Below are 14,490 nucleotides of genomic sequence, written 5' to 3' on the forward strand. Positions count from 1 at the left end.
TGGTGGGCCAGCTTTAAGCCATGGAGCAGACGGCAAATTTCTACGATGTCGTGGTGAACAGGATGATATCGCCATCCTGGACGATGTATTCCTTGCCCTCGGAGCGGATCAGGCCCTTCTCCCGGGCGGCGGCCATGGAGCCGCAGGCCATCAGGTCGTCGTAGGAGACCACCTCAGCCCGGATAAAGCCCCGTTCGAAGTCGGAGTGGATCTTGCCGGCGGCCTGAGGGGCCTTGGTCCCCCTGCGGATGGTCCAGGCCCGGCACTCGTCCTCGCCGCTGGTGAGGTAGGAGATCAGGCCCAGCAGGGTGTAGCTGGCCTTCACCAGGCGGTCCAGGCCGGACTCGGCCACCCCCAGATCGTCCAGGAACATCTTCTTCTCCTCCGCATCCAGCTCGGCGATCTCCGCCTCCAGCTTGGCGCAGACCGGGATGACCTGGGCGCCCTGGGCGGCGGCCCGCTCCTCCACCAGCCGGTAGTAGGGGACGGCCTCCGGGTCGGAGAAGCCATCCTCATCCAGATTGGCGGCGTAGATCACCGGCTTGAGGGAGAGCAGCTCGCTGGTGGCAATGAGGGCGGCATCATCCTCCGGCACCTGGGGCAGATAGCCCCGGGCAGACTTGCCCTGGTCGAGCCACTCCCGCAGGCCCTGGAACACCTCCGCCTCATGGAGAAACTTCTTGTCCCCCTTGGCGGCCTTCTGTGCCTTGTCAATGCGCCTGTCCACCATCTCCATATCGGACATGACCAGCTCCAGGTCAATAGTGTCCATGTCCCGGATGGGGTCGGTGGAGCCCTCCACGTGGATGACGTTCTCGTCGTCGAAGCAGCGGACCACATGGACGATGGCATCGGTCATACGGATGTTGGACAGGAACTTGTTGCCCAGTCCCTCGCCCTTGGAGGCGCCCTTTACCAGACCGGCGATGTCCACAAACTCAATGACTGCGGGGGTGGTCTTTTTGGGGTGGTACATCTCGGAAAGCTTGTCCAGCCGGTGGTCAGGGACAGCCACCATGCCCACATTGGGGTCGATGGTGCAGAAGGGGTAATTGGCACTCTCGGCGCCGGCGTTGGTGATCGCGTTGAACAGGGTGCTCTTGCCCACGTTGGGCAGACCCACGATACCTAATTTCACGGCAGAAGCCCTCTTTTCTCTTAAAATTCAGTGCCTGTTATTATATCGGATTTTTCTCTGTCTTGCAAGGGCTTCCGGCCCAACTCCCGCTGTCTTTCCCCTCGGCGGGCTGGGGCCCCCATTATGCGGGGCAGCCTGTCTTGTCCCCGTCGGCAAAGCAGGCGGCCCGCCGCCGGGGAGATGTGTCCGGCGGGGCCACAGAGGCCCCTGTCTCTGGACGCGCAAAGCGCCCGGGGCTGGACAAGCCGGCCTCCCGAGCGCTTTTTCTGTGCATTCCGTCCCCTTACAGCAGGGCCACGGCCTCGATCTCCACCAATACATCCTTGGGCAGACGGGCCACCTCCACCGCGGAGCGGGCAGGATAGGCGGGTCCCTCAAAGAACTGGGCGTACACCTCGTTCATGGCGGCGAAATCGTTCATGTCCTTGAGAAACACAGTGGTCTTCACCACGGCGGACCGGTCCAGCCCGGCCTGGGCCAGGATGGCGGCGATGTTATTCAGAGACTGTTGGGCCTGGGCCTTGATGCCCGCCGGGATATCCCCGGCAGCGGGGTCCACCGGAATCTGCCCAGAGGTGAACAGGAACCCTCCGGCCCGGACGGCCTGGGAATAGGGCCCGATGGCGGCGGGGGCCCGGTCAGTATGAATGGCTTCCTTCATGGAATCAAGCTCCTCTCGATCGATCCGATTTGCGCCGGGGCGGCGGTGCCCGGCGGCTGCCGTCATTGTAGCACGTTTCCCCCACGGGCGCAACCTCACAGTTTGTCCAGCACCCAGAAGGTGAAAGTCAGGGTCATCAGAATCACGCTCATGCTGGCAAAGCTGTCCATCAGCAGGGCAAAGGCGTTCTGGTGGGGATGGCGGCGGCGTGTGCGCTCTGTCCGGGCTGCGGGAGCGGCGGAAACCGGCTCCTCCTGGACGTCCTGCATCCGGCTGCGGTATTCGCACAGATCGATCACATTGCCGGAGCGGCGGACGAAATTATGGGTGGTATAGTACAGGGTCTGCATCATGTTCCCTCCGTTCCTGAATCTTATCTGCAGTATAACAGTGTGCCGGTCCCAAAAACCGGACTTTTTCTCTGCTCCATAAGAAAACATATGTTCTACTTTTAAAATACAACATATGTTCTATTTTGTCAAGAGGAATGGAACATATTTTCGATTCACTGGGACAAAAATGCCAGTACCCGCGCTGGGAGGTCTGCGGCCTCCTCGTAGAGTCCATGTCCCAGCTCGGGATAGATCCACAGCCGGCTTTGGCTCAAGTGCTCTGCCAGCACCCCGGCCGCCTCTGCCCCCACCACTTGATCCCGGCCGCCGCCCACCACCAGTGCAGGACAGCCGATCCGTCCCAGCGCGCCGCGGGCGTCATGCCCGAGGCAGGCTCTGGCCTGAATGAGGAAGCGCTGGTAGCTCCTGGGCCGCCCGATGGTGCCCAGCAGGGGCAGCAGCAGCCGGTATCGCCGCAAATACCGCTGGGAGTAAGAGCGCTCCGCTGTGTCCCGCATCAGCCTTCGGTAATCCCCGCGTTCCGCCAGCAGCAGCCAGCGCCCCACGGTCTCCTGCACCGTCTCGTTGGCCCAGCCGGCTGTCACCACCAGGACGAGGCGCCTCACCAACTCCGGTGCCTCCGCCGCCAGGTGCTGCGCCACCATTCCGCCCTGGGAGATGCCGAGCACATCCGCACCCCAGAGCCCCAGCTTTTTCATGGCCTCCGCCTGGTCCTCCGCCATCCCGCGGATGGTGGCCCCGGGCTCCAGCCCCCGCCTCCTGCTGAACAGATAGACCTTCCGCTCCCTGCCGTACTCCCGGCAGGCTGCCGCCAGGGGCAGGGCCGTCTCCCGGACGGTCCTCAGGCCGTCCCCCAGTCCAGGGAGGATGACCAGGACCCGTCCCCCCGCTCCAAATCGGATGTGATCCATCTCCCAGCCCTCCCCCCGCACGGTTCCGCGCTCCACGCCAAGCACCGCTACCCCTCCTTCATTTTTTCCATGATACCACTTTCCCTGCCGCCTCACAAGCGGGGAAAAGGCCCGTCGGCCCTTGACGCCGTGTTTTTTTTATAGTAGAATGATGCTGTATCTAAAAACAGCCGCATGGCTTTGAAAGGGAAGAGTAACCCCCGCCGGGGTGCAGCGAGAGGACGGACAGTGCGAGTCCTCCGATGGCGCGGGTGAAGGCCCCCTGGAGCCGCGGGCAGGAAATGGCCCGCCGGTCCCCCGCCGTTATCGGGTCAGAGTGCGTGCCAGCCAGGCACGAATTCAGGTGGAACCACGGACAAGTTTTTGTTCGCCCTGAGCCGACACCGGCTCAGGGCGTTTTTTTGCCCCGCCGGAATGACCGTGTACAACTAAAATCACGACAAAAAGGAGCTTGACACATGAAAAACAGTGAAAAGACCATGGAAAAGATCGTCGCTCTGTGCAAGGGACGGGGATTTATCTTCTCCGGCTCTGAGATCTATGGCGGCCTGGCCAACACCTGGGACTACGGTCCTCTGGGTGTGGAACTGAAAAACAATGTGAAGAAGGCATGGTGGAAGAAGTTTGTCCAGGAGAACCCCTATAACGTGGGTCTGGACGCCGCCATCCTGATGAATCCCCAGGTGTGGGTGGCCTCCGGCCATGTGGGCGGCTTCTCTGACCCCCTGATGGACTGTAAGGAGTGCAAGGAGCGCTTCCGCGCCGACAAGGTCATCGAGGACTGGTGTCAGGAGAACAGCTTCGAGCTGGGCCACAGCGTGGACGCCATGAGCCAGGCGGAGATGAAGGCCTTTGTGGAGGAGCACAACATCTGCTGCCCCACCTGCGGCAAGTTCAACTGGACGGACATCCGCCAGTTCAACCTGATGTTCAAGACCTTCCAGGGGGTCACCGAGGACGCCAAGAACACCGTCTACCTCCGCCCCGAGACCGCCCAGGGCATTTTTGTCAACTTCCAGAACGTCCAGCGCACCACCCGCCGGAAGCTGCCCTTCGGCGTGTGTCAGATCGGCAAGTCCTTCCGCAATGAGATCACCCCGGGCAACTTCACCTTCCGCACCCGTGAGTTTGAGCAGATGGAACTGGAATTCTTCTGCAAGCCGGGGACTGAGCTGGAGTGGTTCGCCTACTGGAAGCAGTTCTGCCACGACTGGCTGCTGGGCCTGGGCATCCGGGACGAGAACCTGCGTCTGCGGGACCACGACCCCGAGGAGCTGAGCCACTACTCCAACGCCACCACCGACTTTGAGTTCGTCTTCCCCTTCGGCTGGGGCGAGCTGTGGGGCGTGGCCTCCCGCACCAACTTCGACCTGACCGCCCACCAGAACACCTCCGGCAAGGATCAGACCTACTTTGACCAGGAGAGCGGCGAGCACTACATCCCCTATGTAGTCGAGCCCTCCCTGGGCGCCGACCGGGTCACCCTGGCCTTCCTGGTGGACGCCTATGACGAGGAGGTGGTGGATGCCGAGAAGAACGATGTCCGCACCGTCCTGCGCCTCCACCCCGCCCTGGCCCCCTTCAAGTGTGCTGTGCTGCCTCTGTCCAAGAAGCTGGGCGACAAGGGCCGGGAGATCCAGGCCGAGTTGTCTAAGTACTTCATGGTGGACTATGACGACGCCGGCTCCATCGGCAAGCGCTACCGCCGTGAGGACGAGATCGGCACTCCCTACTGCATCACCGTGGACTTCCAGACCGTGGGCGACGACAAGACCCCCGCGGACAACGCAGTCACCATCCGGGACCGTGACACGATGGAGCAGGTGCGTGTTCCCATCAGTGAGCTGAAGAGCTGGCTGGAGGAGAAGCTGACCTACTGATCTTTCCTATCAAAAGAGGCCCCCTGGAGCTCCAGGGGGCCTCTTTTTCATCCCTCCGTCAGGGAGGCCGTAAACCGAATGACCAGATCTCCCGCGCCGGGGTCCTCCTGATCCAGCTTGGTCATCCCATCGCTGTACGAGGTGCGGCTATATCCCCGGGCGGTGAGCACCTCCAGTTCCAGGGTGACGCCCCCCATCCCCTGGACTTTCCCCTGAGTCCCCGCCCCTTGGAGGCGGGTGTCCTCAAGGATGCTCAACACCATGTGCAGCGATGCCCGCCGGGCCTGGGTAAAGCGCTCTTGGCAGAGGAAGCTCCCCTCCCCAGCCTCTGGGGCCAGGGCGAAGAGGAGGGGGGACAAAATGTTCATGGCCGGCTCCAGCACTTCCAGTTCCGTTTGGTAGGGGTTGCCCGCCGCGTCCCATGTCACGCTCCATCCGGTCACGCGGCCATCCTGGTCCACCGTCCAGACGACCGGGCTCCACTCCCCAGCCCCCTTCTCCAGTTCGATCCACTGACTCCAGCTGACATAGGCGGAGGGCTGGACCGCCCAGCTCCCGTCTCTGTTCAGAGAGGTCCTGGATGTAGTCCCCAGAAGCTCTGTCCGGCGTCTCTCATACCAGTTGTAGTTCTCCACTGCCTGCTCTGCGGTCAGCGGCTCCGTGGGATAAGGGGGAAGATAGCTCCGGTCGGTCACCAGAAATTCTGCGGCCGTGACCAGAAGGCAGAGCGCCGCCAGGACTGCCCCCCGCCCCCACTTCATGGGCCGGGCGGTATAGCTCAGCCCCTGGTCCCAAGACATTACCTGGTCCTTGGAACACTTCTCATAGCAGTCCCAAAGGCGGGCAATGTTGTAGATAGGGATGCCCAGCCCCGTCCCGCGGAAGAAAACGCCCACCAGCCGGTCGCCCGCCTCCTCCCATGTCAGCTTCCGGCCGTCCTCCCGCCGTACCCGCAGCCCCATGATCCACTTGCCGGGGGTGTAACCCCAGGCGGCCAGCAGGATCGGCTCCAGGAGGAACAGGAACAGCCAGCCCCCGTACATATCAGCCAGGCTTCTCAGCGCCCCATCCAGGACCTGGTCGGGGGCATACCATTCCAGCACCAGATAGCGCACGGCCATCCACAGACAGGTGCACAGCCCTACATCCAGCCCCCGGGCAAAGTATCTTCTCCAGGGGTAGGGGGCGGCGGCAATGGAGTCCCGAGACAGGTCCACCTGCCGGGAGGGCGGCAGGGGCCGGCTCTCCAGCTCCTTGAGCCAGGGCTCCGGGTCCAGCGTCCCGAAGTCCACCTCTGTCCGGCTCATCTCCAGGCACACCTGGGCGTAGCGCTCCAGATCCCCCCGGTCTGCCTCCAGCACGGCGGCCTGCTCCCGCAGGGCCTGAGACAGGGTCAGCTCTCCCGCCTTCAGCCGGCTGATGGTCCCCACCTCCAGGCTCAGCTTCCGCAGCAGCTTGATCTTCTCCAGAGTCGCCGCATCCTCCTCCGAGTAGTCACGATAGTTGTTCTCCCGGCGCTCCGGAGCGATCAGGCCCTCCTGTTCATAGAAGCGAATAGTGGTCCGGGGCAGGCCGGTCTGCCGCTCCAGCTCCTTAATGGTCATGGTCCTCCCTCCTTTGTCCCCAGTATAAAGTATGCACCAGGTTGACAGTCAAGAGGAAATTTCCTTTCTCCTCCTTTTTTGCCCTTCCAGCACCGCCCCCCTCTCCCTGCCCTAAAAGAAAAGAGCCCCGCCTGCTCGGAAAGCAGGCGGGGACTCACTTTGGGAAATCTTGCTGTTACACCAGCTGGATGATGGCCATCTCAGCGGCGTCGCCGCGGCGGGGACCGATGCGGACAACGCGGGTGTAGCCGCCGTTGCGGCCGGCATACTTGGGGCCCAGCTCCTGGAACAGCTTCTTGGCCACATCCTCTTTGGTGATGAAGCCCAGAGCCTGGCGGTAAGCGGCCAGGTCGTTCTGCTTGGCCAGGGTGATCATCTTCTCGGCCAGAGGAGCGACCTCCTTGGCGCGGGTGATGGTGGTCTTGATCTGGCCGTTCTCCAGCAGATAGGTCACCATAGCGCGGAGCATGGCCCGGCGCTGGTCACTGGTGCGGCCCAGTTTACGGTGTTTCAGAGACATATCAGACACTCCTATATTTCGCGCGGCGAAATTTCTGAATTCGTTCAGGGGCCGGACGGCCCCGGAGGACACCCTTGCGGGGACAGGGAGGACCCTGCCAGGCGAAGCGGAACGTTACATACCTCCGCCCTGTCCCGGGAGGCGGGACGCCTCTCAGCCGTTGCTGTCGTCGCTGGCCAGGGACAGGCCCATCATGGCCAGCTTGTTGATGACCTCTTCCAGGGACTTGCGGCCCAGGTTGCGCACCTTCATCATCTCTTCCTCGGTCTTGGAGATCAGGTCCTCCACCGTGTTGATATTGGCGCGCTTGAGGCAGTTGAAGGAACGGACGGACAGGTCCAGCTCCTCGATGGTCAGCTCCAGCACTTTGTCCCGCTGGGTCTCCGCCTTCTCCACCACGGTGGAGCGGTTGCCCATGGTCTCACTGAGGTCGGTGAACAGGGCGAAATGATCGCACAGGATGCGGGCACCCAGGGAAACGGCGTCCCGGGCATCGATGGTGCCGTTGGTCCAGACCTCCAGGGTCAGCTTGTCATAGTCGGTGGCGTCGCCCACACGGGTGTTCTCCACGGTGTAGTTGACCTTGCGCACCGGGGTATAAATGGAGTCTACCGGGATCACACCGATGACAGTCTGGGGCGTCTTGTTCTTGTCGGCGGGGACATAGCCGCGGCCGTGGGACAGGGTCAGCTCCATGTTCAGGCTGGCGTCGGGGCCCAGAGTGGCGATGTGCAGGTCCGGGTTGAGGATCTCCACCTCGCCGTCAGACTTGATATCGCCGGCCGTGACCTCACACTCGCCGTTTGCCTCAATGTAGACCGTCTTGACGCCTTCGCTGTACAGCTTGGCAATGATGCTCTTCACGTTGAGGACGATCTCGGTCACATCCTCCTTCACACCTGGAATGGTGGTGAACTCATGCTGGACGCCGGCGATCTTGATGGAAGTCACCGCCGTGCCTGGCAGAGAGGAGAGAAGGATGCGGCGCAGAGAGTTGCCCAGCGTGGTGCCATAGCCTCGCTCCAGCGGCTCCACTACATATTTGCCATAGGAATTATCGCCGGGGTTCTCAATACATTCGATGCGGGGCTTTTCGATTTCTACCATATGCTATATACCCTCCTTTTCGCGACAGCTTGCAAGCACTGTCTCATTCAGCTCACCAATTCTGAGGGTTTTCTAAGCGAATTACTTAGAGTACAGCTCGACGATGAGGTGCTCTTCCACGGGGAAGTCGATGTCGTCCCGTGCGGGCATAGCAACGACTTTGCCCTGGAGGGTATTTTTCGCGTGGTCCAGCCACTTGGGCACATTGACCTGGATGGCGTCCTCGCCCAGCAGGCGCTTGAACTTGACAGAGGAACGGCTCTTCTCCCGGACCTCGATGACGTCGCCCACCTTCACCAGGAAGGAGGGAATGTCCACCCGCTGGCCGTTCACGGTGAAGTGGCCATGGGTCACCAGCTGACGGGCCTCACGGCGGGTCATGGCGAAGCCCAGGCGGTACACCACGTTGTCCAGGCGGCGCTCGATCAGGGTCAGCAGGTTCTCACCGGTCTTGCCGGGCATCCGGGAAGCCTTCTCATAGTACATGTGGAACTGCTTCTCCATGATGCCGTAGACAAACTTGACCTTCTGCTTCTCGGTCAGCTGAAGGGCATACTCGGACTGCTTCTTCCGCATCTGACCCTTGGGGTTGCGGTTGGTGTTCTTCTTGGCATAGCCCATGGCAGCGGGGGACAGGTTCAGGGCCTTGCACCGCTTGGCAATAGGCTGCATATTTCTAGCCATGTGTCAAAAACCTCCTTCTTCCAGATCAGACGCGGCGGCGCTTCGGGGGGCGGCAGCCGTTGTGGGGGACCGGGGTCACGTCCTTGATCAGGGTGACCTCCAGGCCCACGGCCTGCAGCGCACGGATGGCGGCCTCACGGCCGGCGCCGGGGCCCTTGACAAAGACCTCCACGCTCTTCAGGCCAAACTCCATCGCGGCCTTGGCAGCCGTCTCGGCGGCGGTCTGAGCGGCGAAGGGGGTGGACTTCCGGGAACCGCGGAATCCCAGGCCGCCGGAGGAGGCCCAGGACAGGGCGTTGCCCTGCATATCGGTCACGGTGACCATAGTGTTGTTGAAGGAGGAGCGGATATGCACCTGGCCCTTCTCAACATTCTTGCGCTCGCGGCGCTTGCGGATAACTTTCTTACCCTTAGTAGCAGTAGCCATGCTTATCCCTCCTTACTTCTTCTTATTGGCGACGGTACGCTTGGGACCCTTACGGGTACGGGCGTTGGTCTTGGATCTCTGGCCGCGGACAGGCAGGCCCTTGCGGTGGCGGATGCCACGATAGCAGCCGATCTCAGTCAGCCGCTTGATGTCCATCGCCACATTGCGGCGCAGGTCGCCCTCCACCACGTAGCTGTGGCCGATGACCTCACGCAGCTTGGCCTCGTCCTCCTCGGTCAAGTCCTTCACGCGGGTATCAGGGTTGATCCCGGCCTCGGCCAGGATCTTGTTGGCGCTGGTGCGCCCAATGCCGTAGATATAAGTGAGGCCGATCTCGATTCTCTTCTCTCTCGGCAGGTCAATACCGGCAATACGAGCCATTTATTACAGCACCTCCAATTTAACCTTGTCTCTGCTTATGCTTGGGGTTTTCGCAAATTACCATGACTTTGCCCTTGCGCTTAATGACTTTGCACTTCTCGCACATGGGCTTCACGGACGGTCTTACTTTCATTGTGATAACCTCCTGATGAATGCCTGAATGGCCCCGTCGTTGTCACAAGCTTCGCATCGCTCACATCCAGCCAGAGCTGAATGTTCGTTCGCTTCACTGCCCCTCCTCTCCAAAGCGGACCCGCTTCGCTGGGCTTCGCTTTAAGGCGGCCTGCGGCCGCTGAGGGAACGGATTCCCCGGAGGCAAGGCTCCAGAGGAACCAGCCTGTGACAGCGCGGTCGTTAATAGTTACTTAGAACGCCAGGTGATACGGCCCCGGGTGAGGTCGTAGGGTGACATCTGCACGGTCACCTTGTCCCCGGGCAGGATACGGATGAAGTTCATGCGAAGTTTCCCAGAGATGTGGGCCAGAATGATGTGGCCATTGCCAATATCCACATGGAAGGTGGTATTGGGAAGGGATTCGGTGACGATTCCCTCCAGCTCAATCATATCATCTTTCGCCAAGCGTGATTCCCTCCTTGAAGGCGGCCAGCGCCCTTCTCAGTTCTCGGTCTGATACCGGTTCCCCTTGTCTCAGCTTGTGGATGGCCGGGTGGTCATACTCCTGCCGGACCTCGGTCAGCTGCCGTACATGGCCCAGCTTCTTTGCCTTTGGCCGGGAGACCTTTCTTCGTTTCCCGTCTGCCAGCAGCAGTCGCTCCTGCCGCTGGTCCATAGCAACGACGCAGAACACGCCGCCCTTATCCCGTCCGGCGGTCGCCTGGACGATTTGGCCTGTGTAATCAAACATAGGCTCCATCCTCGGTGACTGTGAGGACCTCGGCGTCACCTTCGGTGATGAGGATCGTATTTTCATAGTGGGCGGCCAGAGAGCCGTCCAGCGTTTTGACGGTCCAGCCGTCGGGCAGCACCCGGATCTGCCAGTCGCCCACATTGACCATGGGCTCCACCGCCAGAGTCATGCCGGGCAGCAGACGGGGGCCGTGGCCTGCGGGGCCGAAATTACGTACCTCTGGGGCCTCGTGGAGCTTTGCGCCCACACCGTGACCCACATAGTCCCGGACCACAGAGAAGCCGTTGGCCTCCACATAGGCCTGGACCGCATGGCCGATATCGGACACCCGGCAGCCCTTCCGAGCCATTTTGATGCCCTCCCAAAAGCTCTGCTGGGTCACTTCGATCAGCTTTTTTGCCTGATCGCTGATCTGACCGCAGGCATAGGTGGCGGCACAGTCGCCGTGGAAGCCGCCGATGAAAGCACCTACGTCTACGCTGACGATGTCGCCCTCCTTCAGCTTCCGGGGACCGGGGATGCCGTGGATCACCTCGTCGTTCACCGAGATGCAGGCCGAACCGGGAAAACCGCCGTAGCCCAAAAAAGAGGGCTTGGCCCCGTGGCTCTCGATAAAGCGGCGGACCGCTGTATCGATCTCATGGGTAGTGACGCCGGGTGCCACCATGGAACCAGCCAGGGCCCGGGCCTGGGCGGTGATCCGCCCGGCCCGGCGCATGGCCTCGATCTCCCTGGGAGATTTAATGGAAATCAGTTCTACGCCTTTCACGCCTTCAGCGCCTCCATGATGACCTCAGTGGTCCCCTCTATAGTGGGCTGATTCGGGATGGGGTTCAGGATCCCTTTGGACTCATAGTACCCCTTCAGCGGCTCGGTCTCGCTGTGGTAGACCTCCAGGCGGTGACGCACCGTCTCCGGCCTGTCATCATCGCGCTGCATCAGTACGCCGCCGCAGCTGTCGCATATCCCCTCCTGTTTGGGGGGCTTGGCGTGAATGTGGTAGGGTGCGCCGCAGGTGGAGCAGACTCTGCGTCCCTCCATGCGCTCCTCAATCTCCGCATCGGAGATCTCGATGGAGAGCACGTGATCAAAGGTGACGCCGGCCTGATCCAGGGCCTCGGCCTGGCCGATGGTGCGGGGCACCCCGTCCAGGATGAAGCCGCTTGCGCAGTCGGGCTGAGCCAGGCGCTCGGCCACGATGCCGATGATGACCTCGTCGGGGACCAGCTTGCCCGCGTCCATATAGGACTTGGCCTGGAGCCCGATGGGCGTGCCGTCCTTGATGGCGGCGCGGAGGATATTGCCGGTGGATATGGTCGGAATGCCCAGCTTGGCACTGAGGATCTCAGCCTGTGTGCCCTTGCCCGCACCGGGGGCGCCCAGCATGATCAGCTTCATACCCATGATCAAAGCCCCTTACTCCAGGAAGCCCTTGTAGTGGCGCATCAGCATCTGGGCCTCCAGCTGCTTGACGGTCTCCAGGGCCACGCCCACCACGATGATGACGGAAGTACCGCCGATGGCCAGGGAGCTGTAACCCACCAGGTTCCCGGTGATGATGGGCGCGATGGCGATCACAGACAGGTACAGCGCACCGAACATGGTGATTTTGTTGAGCACCTTGGTAATGAAGTCAGCGGTAGGCTTGCCAGGACGGAAGCCGGGGATGAAGCCGCCGTTCTTCTTCAGGTTATTGGCCACCTCAATGGGGTTGAACTGCATGGTGGCATAGAAATAGCTGAAGCCGATGATCAGCAGGAAATACAGGATGCTGTAGAACGGCTTGCTGGTGTCGAACAGCTTCAGGAAGCCGCCCCAGAAGCCCGGAGAATCCATGGTGTGGCCGGTAAAGGCCCCGATGGTGGCGGGCAGAGAGGCAATGGACTGGGCAAAGATGATGGGCATGACACCGCTCATGTTCACCTTCATAGGGATGTGAGTGGACTGGCCGCCGTACATCTTCCGTCCCACAACCCGCTTGGCGTACTGCACAGGCAGGCGGCGCTCAGCGTTGGAGATGAACACGATGAAGATCACCAGGGCCAGCATGCCCACTACGATCAGGGCCACCACCCAGGGGGGCAGCAGGCTCTTCTGGTAGGCAGTGATAGCGGTCTCGCTCATCCCCATCTGGGTCAGCTCTTCCGCGCTCAGGCCGGCGGCCCATCTGGTCACGCCGGTGTAGATGTCGCCCACCATCTGGGGACCGCGGGAGACGATGCCCGCGAACAGGATGATGGAGATGCCGTTGCCGATACCGAACTCAGTGATCTGCTCACCCAGCCACATCAGGAAGGCAGAACCGGCGGTGAAGGACAGGACGATGACGATGCCCGCCCAGATGCCGTTGACGCTGCCGCTCTCCACCAGGCCGTAGCTCTTGATCAGGGTGTAGTAGCCGAAGCCCTGCAGAAGTCCGATGGCCACAGTGGTGTACCGGGTAATGGAGGCGATCTTCTTGCGGCCCTCCTCGCCGCCCTCCTTGGCCAGCCGCTCCAGAGCGGGAATGGCCACGGTCAGCAGCTGGATGATAATGGATGCGTTGATATAGGGCTGGATGCTCAGGGCGAAGACGGTGGCCATGGAGAAGGCGGAGCCGCTCATGGCGTTCATCAAGCCCAGGATGGTGCCGCTCTGAGCCGCCAGATAAGTCTCCAGGGTGGTGGAGTCAATATAGGGCACCGGCACGGCGGAACCCAGGCGGAAGATCAGCAGCGCAAAGATGGTGAACATGATCTTCTTGCGCAACTCAGGGACCTTCCACGCGTTGCGTACTGTTTCGATCACTTAGATCACCTCATACTTTCCGCCAGCCGCGACGATCTTCTCCTTCGCGGAAGCGGAGAAGGCGGAAGCCTGGACATGCAGCTTCTTGGTCAGATTGCCGTTGCCCAGGATCTTGACGCCGTACTGGCACTTGGAGAGGATACCCTTCTCCAGCAGAGCCTGGGCGTTGACCACAGCCCCGTCCTCGAACTTCTCCAGAGCGGAGACGTTGATGGACTCCAGGGGCTTGGCGAAAATGTTGTGGAAACCGCGCTTGGGCAGGCGGCGGGCCAGAGGCATCTGGCCGCCCTCGAACCCGACGCGGACGCCGCCGCCGGAACGGGCCTTCTGGCCCTTGTGTCCACGGCCGCCGGTCTTGCCGTTGCCGGAACCGGCGCCGCGGCCCTTGCGGTAGGGCTGCTTGTTCGCGCCGGCTGCGGGAGAGAGTTCATGCAGATTCATTTCTCGAGCGCCTCCTTCGTCAGTTTTCCTCGGTGACCTGAAGCAGGTAGCCGATGTGGGCGATCTTGCCCCGGGTAGCCGCGTTGTCGGGCTGCACGGTGGTGTCGCCGATCTTACGGAGGCCCAGGGCCTCGGCAGTCGCCTGATGCTTGGCGATGCGGCCGTTCAGGCTCTTGACCAGCTTAATGTTCAGATTAGCCATTGGAACGTCCTCCTTAACCCACGATCTCTTCCACGCTCTTACCGCGGATGCGGGCCACTTCCTCGGGGCTCCTCAGGGACTTGAGGCCCTCAAAGGTCGCGGAGACCACGTTCTGCGGGTTGTTGGAGCGCAGGCACTTGGTGCGGATGTCCTTGATTCCCACGGCCTCCATGACCGCACGGACGGGACCGCCGGCGATGACGCCGGTACCGGGGGCGGCGGGCTTCATCAGCACGCGGCCGGCGCCGAACTCGCCGATCACCTCGTGGGGGATGCTGGTGCCCGCCAGGGACACAGTGATCATGTTCTTCTTGGCATCCTCGATGCCCTTGCGGATGGCCTCGGGCACTTCGGCGGCCTTGCCGGTGCCGAAGCCTACACGGCCCTTCTCGTCACCCACCACCATCAGGGCGGCAAACTTCATCACGCGGCCGCCCTTGACGGTCTTGGATACGCGGTTCAGGGAAACGAGCTTCTCCACGAACTCGCTGGGTTCTCTCTCAAATCTAGCCATTGTCGTTTCCT

General features: G+C 61.7%; 20 protein-coding genes. 1 reads left to right on the forward strand and 19 read right to left on the reverse strand.

The features are described 5' to 3' along the window. Nucleotides 1-40: 40 nt before the first annotated feature. From ychF to NE584_RS17390, 4 genes are all read right to left on the reverse strand, one after another. Nucleotides 41-1,138 carry a redox-regulated ATPase YchF gene (gene ychF, locus NE584_RS17375; RefSeq protein WP_256183352.1) on the reverse strand — a complete coding sequence of 366 codons (1,098 nt, stop codon included), beginning with the start codon at nt 1,136-1,138 and terminating at the stop codon, nt 41-43. A 283-nt stretch (nt 1,139-1,421) separates the two neighbouring features. After that, nucleotides 1,422-1,799, reverse strand: coding sequence for a RidA family protein (locus tag NE584_RS17380; protein ID WP_050623228.1), 378 nt, complete (start codon nt 1,797-1,799; stop codon nt 1,422-1,424). 95 nt (nt 1,800-1,894) lie between these two features. Next, nucleotides 1,895-2,152: a hypothetical protein gene (locus NE584_RS17385; RefSeq protein WP_133248287.1), complete on the reverse strand. Its 258-nt coding sequence runs from the start codon at nt 2,150-2,152 to the stop codon at nt 1,895-1,897. 152 nt (nt 2,153-2,304) lie between these two features. Then, nucleotides 2,305-3,063, reverse strand: a complete 759-nt coding sequence (locus NE584_RS17390; RefSeq protein ID WP_256183353.1) for an alpha/beta fold hydrolase — start codon at nt 3,061-3,063, stop codon at nt 2,305-2,307. A 458-nt stretch (nt 3,064-3,521) separates the two neighbouring features. On the opposite strand from NE584_RS17390, the gene NE584_RS17395 reads away from it, so the two are divergent. Then, entirely contained in the window at nt 3,522-4,943 is a 1,422-nt protein-coding gene (locus tag NE584_RS17395; protein ID WP_256183354.1) for a glycine--tRNA ligase, read from the forward strand. A gap of 47 nt (nt 4,944-4,990) precedes the next feature. Here the strand turns inward: NE584_RS17395 and NE584_RS17400 are convergent, their stop codons facing one another. From NE584_RS17400 to rpsE, 15 genes are all read right to left on the reverse strand, one after another. Continuing rightward, complete coding sequence (locus NE584_RS17400) at nt 4,991-6,547, reverse strand: MerR family transcriptional regulator (protein WP_256183355.1); 1,557 nt, start codon at nt 6,545-6,547, stop codon at nt 4,991-4,993. A 175-nt stretch (nt 6,548-6,722) separates the two neighbouring features. Next, nucleotides 6,723-7,067 carry a 50S ribosomal protein L17 gene (gene rplQ, locus NE584_RS17405; RefSeq protein WP_050623224.1) on the reverse strand — a complete coding sequence of 115 codons (345 nt, stop codon included), beginning with the start codon at nt 7,065-7,067 and terminating at the stop codon, nt 6,723-6,725. A gap of 153 nt (nt 7,068-7,220) precedes the next feature. Next, a complete protein-coding gene (locus NE584_RS17410) occupies nt 7,221-8,174 on the reverse strand; it encodes a DNA-directed RNA polymerase subunit alpha (RefSeq protein WP_050623223.1) in 954 nt (317 codons plus the stop codon). 81 nt (nt 8,175-8,255) lie between these two features. After that, nucleotides 8,256-8,858: a 30S ribosomal protein S4 gene (gene rpsD / locus NE584_RS17415; protein WP_050623222.1), complete on the reverse strand. Its 603-nt coding sequence runs from the start codon at nt 8,856-8,858 to the stop codon at nt 8,256-8,258. Nucleotides 8,859-8,883: 25 nt separating this feature from the next. Further along, a complete protein-coding gene (gene rpsK / locus NE584_RS17420) occupies nt 8,884-9,285 on the reverse strand; it encodes a 30S ribosomal protein S11 (protein ID WP_050623221.1) in 402 nt (133 codons plus the stop codon). Between the two features lie 12 nt (nt 9,286-9,297). Then, complete coding sequence (gene rpsM / locus NE584_RS17425; protein ID WP_050623220.1) at nt 9,298-9,666, reverse strand: 30S ribosomal protein S13; 369 nt, start codon at nt 9,664-9,666, stop codon at nt 9,298-9,300. Between the two features lie 19 nt (nt 9,667-9,685). Next, nucleotides 9,686-9,799 (reverse strand): 50S ribosomal protein L36, encoded by a 114-nt coding sequence (gene rpmJ, locus NE584_RS17430; RefSeq protein ID WP_008982609.1) that lies wholly within the window; start codon nt 9,797-9,799, stop codon nt 9,686-9,688. Between the two features lie 228 nt (nt 9,800-10,027). After that, a complete protein-coding gene (gene infA, locus NE584_RS17435; protein WP_050623219.1) occupies nt 10,028-10,246 on the reverse strand; it encodes a translation initiation factor IF-1 in 219 nt (72 codons plus the stop codon). Further along, nucleotides 10,233-10,532 (reverse strand): KOW domain-containing RNA-binding protein, encoded by a 300-nt coding sequence (locus NE584_RS17440; RefSeq protein ID WP_050623218.1) that lies wholly within the window; start codon nt 10,530-10,532, stop codon nt 10,233-10,235. Before NE584_RS17440 ends, infA begins: the two co-directional genes overlap by 14 nt. Then, the gene (gene map / locus NE584_RS17445; protein WP_050625387.1) at nt 10,525-11,289 is read right to left on the reverse strand and encodes a type I methionyl aminopeptidase; all 765 of its coding nucleotides are present in this window, start codon (nt 11,287-11,289) and stop codon (nt 10,525-10,527) included. The genes NE584_RS17440 and map overlap by 8 nt, the downstream gene beginning before the upstream one ends. An 11-nt stretch (nt 11,290-11,300) precedes the next feature. Continuing rightward, on the reverse strand, nt 11,301-11,933 hold the full coding sequence (locus tag NE584_RS17450) for an adenylate kinase (RefSeq protein ID WP_050625386.1): 633 nt from the start codon (nt 11,931-11,933) through the stop codon (nt 11,301-11,303). Between the two features lie 18 nt (nt 11,934-11,951). Next, complete coding sequence (gene secY / locus NE584_RS17455; RefSeq protein WP_108980322.1) at nt 11,952-13,322, reverse strand: preprotein translocase subunit SecY; 1,371 nt, start codon at nt 13,320-13,322, stop codon at nt 11,952-11,954. Continuing rightward, nucleotides 13,323-13,763 carry a 50S ribosomal protein L15 gene (gene rplO, locus NE584_RS17460; RefSeq protein ID WP_050623216.1) on the reverse strand — a complete coding sequence of 147 codons (441 nt, stop codon included), beginning with the start codon at nt 13,761-13,763 and terminating at the stop codon, nt 13,323-13,325. It lies immediately after the preceding gene. Between the two features lie 19 nt (nt 13,764-13,782). Next, complete coding sequence (gene rpmD, locus NE584_RS17465) at nt 13,783-13,965, reverse strand: 50S ribosomal protein L30 (protein WP_050623215.1); 183 nt, start codon at nt 13,963-13,965, stop codon at nt 13,783-13,785. A 13-nt stretch (nt 13,966-13,978) separates the two neighbouring features. Next, nucleotides 13,979-14,479 carry a 30S ribosomal protein S5 gene (gene rpsE / locus NE584_RS17470; RefSeq protein ID WP_050623214.1) on the reverse strand — a complete coding sequence of 167 codons (501 nt, stop codon included), beginning with the start codon at nt 14,477-14,479 and terminating at the stop codon, nt 13,979-13,981. Nucleotides 14,480-14,490: the final 11 nt, after the last annotated feature.

The sequence above is a fragment of the Clostridium sp. DFI.5.61 genome (genome assembly GCF_024462915.1).
Classification (GTDB): Bacteria; Bacillota; Clostridia; order Oscillospirales; family Oscillospiraceae; genus Lawsonibacter; species Lawsonibacter asaccharolyticus.

Coding starts and splice junctions, on each gene's coding strand:
- NE584_RS17380 (WP_050623228.1), bottom strand. CDS start 1,799: ATGAAGGAAGCCATTCATACTGACCGGGCCCCCGCCGCCATCGGGCCC.
- NE584_RS17385 (WP_133248287.1), bottom strand. CDS start 2,152: ATGATGCAGACCCTGTACTATACCACCCATAATTTCGTCCGCCGCTCC.
- NE584_RS17390 (WP_256183353.1), bottom strand. CDS start 3,063: ATGGATCACATCCGATTTGGAGCGGGGGGACGGGTCCTGGTCATCCTC.
- NE584_RS17395 (WP_256183354.1), top strand. CDS start 3,522: ATGAAAAACAGTGAAAAGACCATGGAAAAGATCGTCGCTCTGTGCAAG.
- NE584_RS17400 (WP_256183355.1), bottom strand. CDS start 6,547: ATGACCATTAAGGAGCTGGAGCGGCAGACCGGCCTGCCCCGGACCACT.
- rplQ (WP_050623224.1), bottom strand. CDS start 7,067: ATGTCTCTGAAACACCGTAAACTGGGCCGCACCAGTGACCAGCGCCGG.
- NE584_RS17410 (WP_050623223.1), bottom strand. CDS start 8,174: ATGGTAGAAATCGAAAAGCCCCGCATCGAATGTATTGAGAACCCCGGC.
- rpsD (WP_050623222.1), bottom strand. CDS start 8,858: ATGGCTAGAAATATGCAGCCTATTGCCAAGCGGTGCAAGGCCCTGAAC.
- rpsK (WP_050623221.1), bottom strand. CDS start 9,285: ATGGCTACTGCTACTAAGGGTAAGAAAGTTATCCGCAAGCGCCGCGAG.
- rpsM (WP_050623220.1), bottom strand. CDS start 9,666: ATGGCTCGTATTGCCGGTATTGACCTGCCGAGAGAGAAGAGAATCGAG.
- rpmJ (WP_008982609.1), bottom strand. CDS start 9,799: ATGAAAGTAAGACCGTCCGTGAAGCCCATGTGCGAGAAGTGCAAAGTC.
- NE584_RS17440 (WP_050623218.1), bottom strand. CDS start 10,532: ATGTTTGATTACACAGGCCAAATCGTCCAGGCGACCGCCGGACGGGAT.
- NE584_RS17450 (WP_050625386.1), bottom strand. CDS start 11,933: ATGAAGCTGATCATGCTGGGCGCCCCCGGTGCGGGCAAGGGCACACAG.
- rplO (WP_050623216.1), bottom strand. CDS start 13,763: ATGAATCTGCATGAACTCTCTCCCGCAGCCGGCGCGAACAAGCAGCCC.
- rpmD (WP_050623215.1), bottom strand. CDS start 13,965: ATGGCTAATCTGAACATTAAGCTGGTCAAGAGCCTGAACGGCCGCATC.
- rpsE (WP_050623214.1), bottom strand. CDS start 14,479: ATGGCTAGATTTGAGAGAGAACCCAGCGAGTTCGTGGAGAAGCTCGTT.